Origin of the sequence: Hyalangium sp. (genome assembly GCF_045802625.1) — a bacterium.
Taxonomy (GTDB): domain Bacteria; phylum Myxococcota; class Myxococcia; order Myxococcales; family Myxococcaceae; genus Hyalangium.
Genome location: NZ_JBJMQP010000071.1, coordinates 70,576 through 81,321 on the forward strand (window position 1 = coordinate 70,576; position 10,746 = coordinate 81,321).

At 68.6% G+C, this 10,746-nt stretch carries 7 protein-coding genes and 1 pseudogene; 2 read left to right on the top strand and 6 right to left on the bottom strand.

The window, feature by feature from the left end; translation table 11 throughout:
• Positions 1–20 precede the first annotated feature (20 nt).
• From ACJ8AT_RS14465 to ACJ8AT_RS14485, 5 genes are all read right to left on the bottom strand, one after another.
• Positions 21–1,217 (bottom strand): acetyl-CoA C-acetyltransferase, encoded by a 1,197-nt coding sequence (locus ACJ8AT_RS14465; protein ID WP_407738306.1) that lies wholly within the window; start codon positions 1,215–1,217, stop codon positions 21–23.
• Positions 1,218–1,275: 58 nt separating this feature from the next.
• A complete protein-coding gene (locus ACJ8AT_RS14470) occupies positions 1,276–1,923 on the bottom strand; it encodes a hypothetical protein (RefSeq protein WP_407738307.1) in 648 nt (215 codons plus the stop codon).
• Between the two features lie 87 nt (positions 1,924–2,010).
• Positions 2,011–5,727: an ATP-binding protein gene (locus ACJ8AT_RS14475; RefSeq protein ID WP_407738308.1), complete on the bottom strand. Its 3,717-nt coding sequence runs from the start codon at positions 5,725–5,727 to the stop codon at positions 2,011–2,013.
• 503 nt (positions 5,728–6,230) lie between these two features.
• Positions 6,231–7,457 (bottom strand): chromate transporter, encoded by a 1,227-nt coding sequence (locus tag ACJ8AT_RS14480; RefSeq protein WP_407738309.1) that lies wholly within the window; start codon positions 7,455–7,457, stop codon positions 6,231–6,233.
• Positions 7,454–8,125 (bottom strand): superoxide dismutase, encoded by a 672-nt coding sequence (locus ACJ8AT_RS14485; RefSeq protein WP_407738310.1) that lies wholly within the window; start codon positions 8,123–8,125, stop codon positions 7,454–7,456. The genes ACJ8AT_RS14480 and ACJ8AT_RS14485 overlap by 4 nt, the downstream gene beginning before the upstream one ends.
• A gap of 290 nt (positions 8,126–8,415) precedes the next feature.
• On the opposite strand from ACJ8AT_RS14485, the gene ACJ8AT_RS14490 reads away from it, so the two are divergent.
• A complete protein-coding gene (locus ACJ8AT_RS14490) occupies positions 8,416–9,471 on the top strand; it encodes an EamA family transporter (RefSeq protein ID WP_407738311.1) in 1,056 nt (351 codons plus the stop codon).
• Here ACJ8AT_RS14490 and ACJ8AT_RS14495 read toward each other — a convergent pair.
• Positions 9,410–10,234 carry a protein kinase domain-containing protein gene (locus tag ACJ8AT_RS14495; protein ID WP_407738312.1) on the bottom strand — a complete coding sequence of 275 codons (825 nt, stop codon included), beginning with the start codon at positions 10,232–10,234 and terminating at the stop codon, positions 9,410–9,412. The genes ACJ8AT_RS14490 and ACJ8AT_RS14495 overlap by 62 nt on opposite strands.
• Positions 10,235–10,337: 103 nt before the next feature.
• On the opposite strand from ACJ8AT_RS14495, the pseudogene ACJ8AT_RS14500 reads away from it, so the two are divergent.
• Positions 10,338–10,746, top strand: a pseudogene (locus tag ACJ8AT_RS14500) (hypothetical protein); the annotation flags it as partial.

Genomic DNA, 10,746 nt, shown 5'->3' on the forward strand with positions numbered 1-10,746 from the left:
CCCGATTGGAAGTCTGTTGCTCAGAGCGCCTCGACCAGCACCGCGATGCCCTGGCCGCCGCCGATGCACGCCGAACCGATACCATAGCGAGCCCCCCGGCGCTTCAGTTCGTAGATCAGGCTCATGGTGATCCGCGCCCCCGAGGCGCCGAGCGGGTGGCCCACGGCGATCGCTCCGCCGTTGACGTTCGTCCGCTCGCGTGGCAGCCCCAGCTCCTTCTCCACCGCCAGGTACTGGGGCGCGAAGGCCTCGTTCACCTCGAACAGCTCCACGTCGCCCAGCTTGCACTCGGCGCGCTCGAGCAGCCGGCGGATGGCCGGCGCGGGGCCAATGCCCATCACCTTTGGATCGCACCCGGAGATGCCCCAGTTGATCAGCCGCGCCAGGGGCTTCAGGCCCTGCTTGTCCACGAAGGAGCGGGTGGCCATCACCATGGAGCCGGCGCCGTCGCAGATGCCGCTGGCGGCGCCCGCGTGCACCACGCCGTCCTTCTTGAAGGACTTGGGCAGCTTGCGCAGGCCCTCCACGGTGGTGTCCGGGCGGTTGTGCTCGTCCTTGGCGACCACCGTGTCGCCCTTCTTCCCCTTCACGGTGACGGGGGAGAGCTCCTCCTGGAGCCGGCCAGCCTCCTGCGCGGCGGCGAAGCGCTTCTGCGTGAGCACCGAGTACTCGTCCACCACCTCCTGGGAGAGCTGGTAGTCCACCGCGAGCTGCTCGGCCGTGAGCGCCATGCCCAGGCCGGTGTAGCTGTCCGTGAGGGCGCTCCACAGCATGTCCTCCAGGCCGCCCTTGCCCAGCGGGATGCCCCAGCGCGCGCCGCGGATGACGTGAGGCGCCTGGCTCATGGACTCGGTGCCGCCGGCCAGCACGCACGAGGCCTGATCGGTGAGCATCATCTCCGCGGCGGTGACGAAGGCCTGGAAGCCCGAGCCGCACAGCCGGTTGACGCCCAGCGCCGGCACCGGCACCGGCACGCCCGTGCGCAGCCCCACGTGGCGCGGCAGGTAGATGGCGTCCGCGCTCGTCTGCACGACGTTGCCGTACACCACGTGCTGGATCTGCTCGGGAGACACCTTCGCCTGGGCGAGCGCCGCCTTCGCTGACTCGACGGCCAGGTCCGTGGCGCTCACGTCCTTCAGGCTGCCTCCATAGGTGCCGAACGGGGTGCGCTTACCGGACAGGAAATAGATCTCTTCGTTCTTCGAAACGCTCTTCATGGCGAATGCGGCTCCGGGGCCAAGGACCTTGGCTCCTTAACGTGACCTCGCGGCGCCTTCAACGGGCACGCCCGCCCAGGAAAGCGCTGGCGACGATGGCCAGGGCGGCGACTGTCCACAACAACCCAGGCAGGTTCTGCCGGCGGAGCTCCTTCTGCCCGAGCCCCCGGTACCAGGAACGCCCGGCCTCCACTCGGCCTTCCCAGGTGAAGTCCCCTGTGGGAGTCACACCCTCCAGGCGCTTGAGGTGGGCGCGGAAGAGGCGCTCGGGCGGCACATCCTCCAGCCCGCCGGAGCGGTAGCGGCCAGGAATGTCGAGCGCCGGGCGCTTATAGCCCGCGGTGATGACGAAGCCCTCGGGCGCCAGGGGTGTGAGGAAGTAGAGGCGCGGGGTGCCGTTGGGGCCCAAATGGAGCGTGGCGAAGACGCGCTCGCCCGGGTGCGCGTAGTCGTAAGAGAAGCTGGCGCGCCGGAACAGTGGCTTCTCCTCGTGGCTGCCGAGCGGGAGGAAGCCCAGGGCCTGGAGCTGTCCGGCGGTGGGCTCCAGCTCCGAGGGCAGGTCCATCCGGTCGCCGGGCGCGTCGGGCTCCACGCGGACACGGGCGGGGAAGAGGTAGAGGAGAGCGCGCCAGTAGTTGAGCACCAGGAGCGTCACCGCGAGCCCCAGGCCCACGAGCGCGGTCCCCAGCTGGACGAAGACGTTCATGGGCGCGCTCCGCGGATCGAGGCCATCCCTGCACCGTAGCGATGGGACGGGCCCCCGTCCACGGTGCACTGGCTCCCGGGAGCGGCGCTACGCTGTGGGCCGCAGCCCCTGCTTGTTCATCAGCTCCCCGCGCAGGGCGTTCACGCGGAACAGCCAGAGGTTGGCGCGCGCGGTGCGGAAGGCCCGCTCGGCCGCATCCAGCGCTCGCGAGGCCTCCAGAGAATCTCTCCCGAGCCACAGCTCGGCCAGGGCCACGTTCACCAGCCCCACCTGCAGCACGTTGCGGCACTCGGCCGCCAGCGCCAGCGCGCGGGCCAGGTGGCCCTGGGCCTCGTCCATGGGCACCAGCGGCGCCAGCGCCCGGCGGGCGAGGATCTCATCGAAGGGGTTCTCCAGCTCCGGAGCCAGCGCCCGGGCCAGCGCGGCCTCCGCGGCCTCGCGAGCGGCGGCATGGTGCCCCTGGGAGCGCTCGAAGCGGGACTGGTAGACGCGCACCAGCGTCTCCATGCGGAACTCCTCCGAGCGCGCCAGCTCCAGGGCCCGGGGCAGGGACTGGCGCGCGGCGTCCACGTCATGGGCGAGCACGTCCCGGCAGGCCGTGTACGCCTGGACATAGAGCTGCAGCCAGCGATCGCCGGGCAGCACCTGGGCCAGCGTCTGCCCGCGGGCCAGCACGGCGTCCAGCTGATCCAGCTCGCCGCGCTCCAGGTAGTACGGAGGCGTGTAGATGGCGAGGTTGCGCTCGGGCAGGCGCGGGTTGCCCAGCCGGCGGATCAGCTCCTGCTTCTCCACGAGCACCGGCGCCAGCGCGGCGGCGTCCCCGGTGAAGGAGGCGCGGACGATCTGGGTGAACAGGTGGTAGATGCGGATGTCGGTGAAGCCGTAGCGCTCCGCCACCTCGAACCCGTCGTGCGTGGCGTCCGTGTCGAGCGGCTCGCCGCGCAGGGCGCGCACCATGTTCAGGAAGTAGCACCCCATGCCCAGCGCCCACGCCAGCCGGGGCGAGGGGCGCTCCACGGCGTCGCGGAAGGCGCGCAGCCGCTCCACCTGCTCGCGCTGGGCCTTGAGCACCCCGGCGAACTTGCCCGTGTGCGAGCTGAGCGCCGCCCGGGCAATGAGCGCTCCGGCCCGGTAGGGCGAGTCCACCGGGTGCTCGCGCTCCACGCACTCCAGCAGCGCCTGGAAGTCCTCGGTGCGGCCCATGATGGCCATGGCGATGCTCTGGAGGATCTGCAGCTCGGCCTTCTTCCAGAAGACCTCCACGGGCGCCATGCCCGTGGCGATGGGGATCTCCCGGAACACGTGGCGCAGCAGCTCGGCGTGCTCGGGCTGGGGAGCGATGCGCGCCGCATCGAGCTGCTCGAGCGCCTCCTGGCGGCCCGCCTCTAAATCCACCGTGTCCGTCCAGTACCGGAAGAGCTTCTCCGCGTAGACGAGCGTGGTGGGCGGATCGCTCGTGTAGCCCACCTCGATGAGCGTGGCCCAGGTGCGGATGATGTGCCCGACGCGCTCGGGGGTGCGCGGCTCCTGCTCCAGCAGCTCCGCCGCTTCCTTCAGGAAGTGCGTGGCGTCCAGCAGCGCCTTGGCCCCGATGGCGGCCTGGCCCGCGCGCATCAGCGGCTCGATGGCGCGATCCGGATGGGTGGAGCGGGCGAAGTGGTAGCCCACCATGCGGTCCACGTGCGGGTTGTCGTGCCGGAACGACTGGAGCACCTCGGCCACGCGCCCGTGGTAGGCCTTGCGCATCAGCTCCGAGGTGCTGTCGTAGATGGCCTGGTGGACGGTGTCGTGGGTGAAGACGTAGCGGCCCTCCATCACCTGGAGGAACTGCCGGGCCACCAGATCATCCAGCGCCTGGAACAGATCCACCTCGAGCATGCCGGCCAGGGCGCGCACCATGGGCAGCTCCAGGCTGCGCCCCGCGGGAGCCAGCCGCCGCAGCAGCGACACCCGATCCGGCGGCGCCGCGGCCAGCCGCTCCAGCACGGCCTGCTCGATGGTGGCCGGCAGCTTGTGCGTGGAGAGATCTCCCGCGGCCATCCACCGGCCGCCCAGGCGCCGCAGCGCGCCCATCTCCACCAGCGCGCGCAGACACTCGGTGGCGAAGAAGGCATTGCCGCCGGTGATGGCGTGCAGCCGCGTCACGAAGGCCGGAGGCACCTGCAGGCCCGGCAGCGCCAGCTGCACCAGCGTCTCCACGTGCCGGGCGGACAGCGGCGCCAGCTCCAGGTGCTGGGTGAGCCCCTCGTCCACCGTCTGGAAGGCGAGGCTCAACCGGCTCAGCGCATCCGAGCGGTACGAGCCCACCACCATGCCGCGGGTGTTGTGCAGCGCGCGGATGATGACGTTGAGCACCTCGAGCGTGGCCGAGTCCGCCCACTGGAGATCTTCAAAGCACAGGACGAAGGTGTGGCTGCGCGCCAGGGCCTGGAGCCACTCCGTGAGGGCGCCGAAGATGGCGATCTGCTCCGCGCCCGCATCCTTGAAGGCGGGCACCGGCCCCGCGGCGAGCGAGGGGACCAGCCGGTTGAGCAGCGGCCCCAGGCGCTCGGCCAGCTCCGGGGGCGTCAGCGGCACCAGGCTGCGCAGCGCCTGGGTGAGCGGTGCCAGCGGCGCCAGCCCCTCGGCGCGGCACTGGCCCATGCCGAAGGCCAGCTCCGCCAGCTTGGCCTGCAGCTCGAACTCCTGGAGCAGCCGGGACTTGCCCACGCCGGCGGGGGCGCCAATGAGCACCGCGTGGGACTGGCCCCAGTCCGCCTCCGCCAGCGAGTTCATCAGCTGCTCCAGCTCCAGCTCGCGGCCCACCACCTCGGGCACGTGCAGGTAGCTGGCGCGCGCCGACAGGGGCTCCTCGGGCAGCGGCTCGCCGCTGGCGCGGCACAGGGCCTCCAGCAGCTCGCCCGCGTTCTGGAACCTGTCCCGGGGATCCTTGGCCAGCAGCAGGAGGATGATCTCCTCCAGCGCCGGATCCACCGGGCAGAGCGTGGAGGGCTTGGGCGGGGGCCGGGTGAGGTGATCCGACAGCAGCGCGGCGGGGCTCTGGCGCTTGAAGGGCAGCCGGCGCGTGGCGAGGAAGTAGGCCATCACCCCCAGCGAGTACAAGTCCGCGCGGCCATCGATGTTGGCGCCGCGCTGCCACTCGGGGGCCATGTACTCCAGGGTGCCCTTGAGCTTGCCGGGGCTCGGCGTGCCCAGCTGGTGCATCACCCCGAAGTCCATCAGCTTGATGGTGCCATCCTCCATGATGCGCACGTTGCTGGCCTTGATGTCGCAGTGGACATAGAGGCGCGCGTGGATGAAGGCCAGCACCTGGGCCATCTGGATCAGCGTGCGGTAGAGGGTGCGCGTGTCGAGCAGCTGCTCGCGGGCGACGGTGCTCAAGTCCTGGCCGCCCACCACCTCCATGGTGATGAAGCGGTTGCCGGCCTCGGTCATCCCACAGTCGAACACCTTGAGGGTGCCGGGGTGCTGGAGCTTCGTCATGGCGAAGAACTCGTGCCGGAACATCAGCACCAGCTCTTCCACCTTGGAGGGGCTCAGGCCCTCGGGGACCTGCATCTCCTTGAGCGCCACCGGGCGCAGTTCCTGGAGGTCCTCCGCCAGCCAGATGCGCCCCATGCCGCCCTCACCGAGCACTCGCTCGATCCGGTAGCGCCCCCTCACCAGGGTGGCGGGCTCCAGGGAGCGGCGGTCGGCCGCCCGGAGGTGGGGCTGGGAGGGGGAAGACCCGGACGACTCGTCCGTCAGCGCGCTCGAGGGCCGACTACGCTCGTCGAGGACTGAAGTCTTGTCTTCGTCGCTCAAGGGGAGCCGTGGCGTAGGGCTGGTCACGAGGAGTCAGGCGGGGGAGAAGTATCAGCTTTTCAGTGTATCCGACACATTCTGCTCAAGCGGGCTTTGCGGATCCAGTCCTACCTGACGTGTAGGGTCCCAACCGAGGAGGAGGGAGCCCTTCTTCCTGAGCGCCTCCAGGCCCTAGCTTCCTTGAGTCCGGAGGGTGTGCGCAAGCCACCGAGCCACCCTGCTGGGTCAGCCTCCGGAATATCGCGGGCCCGCGCCGAAGACGAGCCCCTCCTCCTACACCTGGAGGGGTATTGGCCTTCGCGGAGACAGGCGTCGCTGGGGATAAGAAACACCGAGCGCCTCCAAGTTCTTGAGACCTCGGGTGACGCTCGATCGGCCAGCAAGCGAACCGGCAAGGACTGCGCGGGTTCGTGGAGCGCGACAGGAAAGAGGCAGCGGATACCGGCAGCCCAGCCCCGTCAATCACGCCCCACAGAGCGCACACACCAGGACCGCCGCTGCTCTCATCTCCCCACCGCGACCTTGACCCCCCAACCGACGAAGCCCGCGACAAGGATCGTCACTGGCTCGGGGAGCTTCTTCACCTTCACGATGACGAGCAGCGTTCCGAGGAAGATTAGGACCGTGGGCACGTCCACGATTGCCCGACGGCCCAGCACAAACGCCGCGCCCGCAATCGCTCCGGTCGCAGCGGCGGTGACGCCCTCCACGAACGCCCGGATTGATCGATTCCCTGCGAAACGCCGGTAGTACGGCGCCGGAATGATTACGAACAGGTAGCACGGCAGGAACACGCCGAGCGCGGCGACCACCGCGCCAAGCGGCCCCGCCACGAGGTAGCCGATGAACGCGACTGTGATCACCACGGGGCCCGGGGTAATCATCGCGACCGCGACAGCATCTAGGAACTGCTGATCCGTGAGCCAGTGGAACTGGCCGACCACGCCGCCGCGCAGGAAGGGCACAATCGCCAGCCCGCTGCCGAAGACGAACGCGCCAGCTTCCGCGAAGTAGACGGCAATCTTGAAGAGCGTCGGAGTATCCGCCGCTCCCTGGAGTCCGGTCACGAGCCACGGCGCGAGCATCGAGAGAGTTGCGGGAGGGCGTTTGAGGCGAGGAGGCGCTTTCACCAGTAGGGCAATGACGCCGCTCGCAAGAAAAACCCAGACGATTTCTGATTCCGTCCAAGCGGTCACCAGCGCGCTCACCCCGAACAGCACCCACAACAGAGCGTCCCTCGCGAGCGTCATCCGCACCAGTTTGACCGCGCTGCGGGCAATGATCGCGATGACTGCGGCGCCGATTCCGTAGAAGAGCCCCTGCATCCACGGCAGTCCGCCAAAGCGCACGTACAGAAACGAGAGGGCCAGCACCATCACGAACGATGGAAGAATGAACGCCAGCGAAACAAGCGAGGCGCCCAGAACTCCAGCGCGCACCCAGCCCAGGTAGATCGCTAGCTGCGCAGCAAGCGGCCCAGGCGCAAGCTGCGCGAGCGCCAGCCCCTCTAAGTAGTCGTGTTTCGAGATCCACCGTCGGCGCTCGACGAGATCCCGCTGCATGTAGCCCGCAAGGGCGATGGGCCCGCCGAAACCCAATGATCCGAGGCGCAGGAAATACAGCAGGAGTTCCCCCAGCGTGAACGGGGTGAGCGTTCCTTGTTCGCTGGATGGTTCCTCCCTCGCGGTCCTATCGCCGGAACCCGGAGTGTCTGTCTGGGCGGTGCTCATCCTCGAAGCATAGCCGCCGCCTTCTGGGCGCGCTCCAAGCGGGCGTTCACTTCATCCCAGCGGAGGTTTTGGAAGAAGGCGTCGATGTATTTCGCCGCCGCCGCGCCGTAGTCCATCTGATAGGCGTGCTCGTACATGTCCATCACGAGAAGCGGCTGGCCGAAGGCGAGAGCTTGGGTGTGGTTGCCGCTCCAGTAGGTGTGCGGCTCCCCGGTGTGGAAGTTGTAAGCGAGGATGACCCAGCCGCTTCCCCCGCCAAGGCTCGCCCCAGTGGCGCGGAAGTGCTCTTCCCACCGGCCAAAGTCCCCGTAGGTGCTTGCCAAGAGCTTCTGAATGGGGCCGCTCGCCTTGCCGTCCCCGCCGAGGTTGGCGAAGTACGCCTCGTGCAAGATCATCGAGTTGGTGAAGGTAAGTTCCCGCTCCTTGAGCCCACCCACCAGGAAGCCGGGCGCGTCCTTGGTCAAGCGCCCCAGTTCCTCCTCCACCTTGTTCAAGTTCTTCACCGCGCCGCCGTAGTTGTTCTCGTGATGGCTGCGGAGGAGCTTCTCCGACAGACCCTTGAGCTTCGCCGGATTGAACGGCAGCGGCGTAATGGGGTGCTTGCCTGCGAAGGCCCCGCCGCTCGTTGGGGGCGTGGCTGCCTGCTTCTCTTCCTGCTGCTCGGCCATGGCACTTCCTCCCGCTGTGACGGCGAGAGTTGCGCCGCTCACGGTGAGCCCCGCAACCACTTCACGCCTCGTCAGTCTCATGTCCTGCCCTCCCAGGGGTTTATGGGAGTCGGACGCTACCCGCCTCCGTGCTGGTGGGCCTATGCCGCGCGTGCCGTGGGCCGGGCCTAACTGTCAGTGTTGTGACAACGGCGTGAAATTGTCCCGGTGCTCGTGTCATTCATCAGCGCTACAACCGCGATGTGAGCACACGTTTTCATGAGGGCCCGCGCTGGACGAACCCGATCCTTGTGGGCACGGCCTGTGGCATCGGGGCCGCGTTGCTGTTCGGCCTGAGTCCGCCGCTTGTAAAGCTGCTGCTCCCCACGAGTCCCCCGGTCATGCTCGCCGGGGTGCTCTACTTGGGTGCAGGACTCGGCTTGCTGGTTCTTCGCCTCGCTTCGCGGTGGAGCCGGATCGGGCACTCCCGGCGCGAGGCACAGTTACGCCGCAGCGATCTTGTCCCCCTCCTGGGGGTCATTGTTGCAGGTGGCATGGTGGGGCCCGTGTTGATGCTCGTGGGACTCGGGCGCGTGTCCGGATCCATGGGCTCCCTGCTGCTCAACCTGGAAGCTCCCTTCACAATCGCTCTGGCCGTGGTCTTCTTCCGCGAGCACCTGGGAAGACGGGAGGCCCTAGCGGCTCTCGTCATCGTCGCTGCTGCGGCCCTGCTGAGTTTCCAAGGGGGGGAGGTTCACGCGGACGGGCTGGGGGTGCTCGCACTGGCTGGGGCGTGCTTGGCCTGGGGCTTGGACAACAACCTCACGCAGCGGCTTTCCCTGCGCGATCCGGTGGCACTCGTCCAAGTGAAGGCACTAGGGGCTGGTGCCTGCAACGTGGCTCTTGCTCTCGTGCTGGGCTCAAAGATGCCGGGCGGGCGGCACCTGTTGATTGCCGGGGCGGTGGGGCTGGCCTGTTATGGCGTGAGCATCCTTCTAGACGTGTACGCGCTGCGGTTGCTCGGCGCAGCCCGGGAGGCGGCGCTGTTTGCCTCCGCTCCGTTCGTCGGCGCACTCTCATCGGTGATCATCTTGGGGGACCGGCTAAGCGTTCGCGAGGTGGGAGCGCTGTTGATGATGGCACTAGGCGTCGTCCTTCTTGTCAGGGCACGTCACGCCCACCGCCACACTCACGACCCCCTAGAGCACGACCACCTGCACGCCCACGACGAGCACCACCAGCACGCCCACGCGCCCGGGATGGACTCTGCCGAACCTCACAGCCATCCACACCGCCACGCTTCGTTCACGCACGATCATCCGCATGTCTCCGACCTGCACCACAGACACCGGCACTGGGACTCTTGAACGCGCCCAGGACAGCGGGCCCGCAGCCCCTGCCTTCACTTCCGAGCGCCTCGGCAACTTCTGCCTGAGTCAGCCCCGCCCGTGCGCGTGCCAGCCTCGCCCCCTGGCCAATGGTGGCAGGCAACCGGCTCTCGCGGCTCTGGATGTGCCGAGGAAGAGGGGGGCGCTTGCGGCGTCGTGCCGTGGGGCTCCGGGAGCGTGCAGCGGCGGGAGTTTTTGAGTCCTGCGCCGTGGGGCCTCCTACGTCCTTGTACATGCGCATCACCAGGCCAAGCGCGGACAGGTCCGAGCGTGCATCCATCGGCTCGCCCAGAAGGGCCTCGGGCGATCCATAGTAGGCATCCCCCTGCGGGCGGGGCAGCGAGGTGGCCACCCGGCCCGGCAGCAGCGAGCGGGAGAGCGCAAAATCCGTGAGCCTCACCGAGCCGTCCCATCGCAGGTAGATGCGTGCGGGGTTCACGTCGCGGTGGATGATGCCGAGCGAGTGGCCTCGCTCGTCCGTGCGCGTGTGCGCGTGGTGGAGAGCACTCGCGGCCTCGGCGCCCACGTAGAGCGCCAACCCCGCGGACAGGCAGCCCCCGCGCATCATCGCGGCGGTGACGTCCGAGAGGACGTAGAGAACGCCCTGGGACTCGGCCCGCCCGAGCACGCGGGCGATGTTGGGATGATCCAGGTAGACAGCGAGCCGCGCCTCCTCCTCAAGCCGGGCACGGATCCTGGCGAGCGCTGGGAGTTCGACCGCAACGGTACGCGCGTCCCCCAGTAGCCTCTAATAGGTGGGGCCACGGCGCACTACCCAGCCACTCCTCCTCCCCCCTGAAGCAGCCCTCCAGCTTGTTCCCCTGCTCACGTTGAAGGGAGTACCCATGCTGTGGCGCATCCTGTGGCGGTTCAATCCGCTGCTGCTGGCGGTGATGGTCAGCTGTGCGGGAGTCCCTCGTGTCCGCGTGGAGACGGAGCGGGGCAAGGGGGTCATCCAGATTCCCCGTACCGTGGAGGCGCAGCCCGTCGAGCTGGAGGAAGAAGAGTACCAGCAGGCCATGAGGAAGCTGGCGCGCCAGGTCCGGCTCACGGGCACCCCACGCCAGACGGCGGAGCGGACGTTTCAGATAGACCCGATGAGCGGCAACTACCTGTACCTGCTGAGGGACAAGAAGCTGGTGCCCACCGGGCCGGGCGACTGGGACGGCACGTTGACCCAGGCCGACGTGGAGTTGGCCGAGCGCTACCGGCTCTGGTGCCAGCGAGCGCAAGGCACCTCCGGGGATTGTCTCG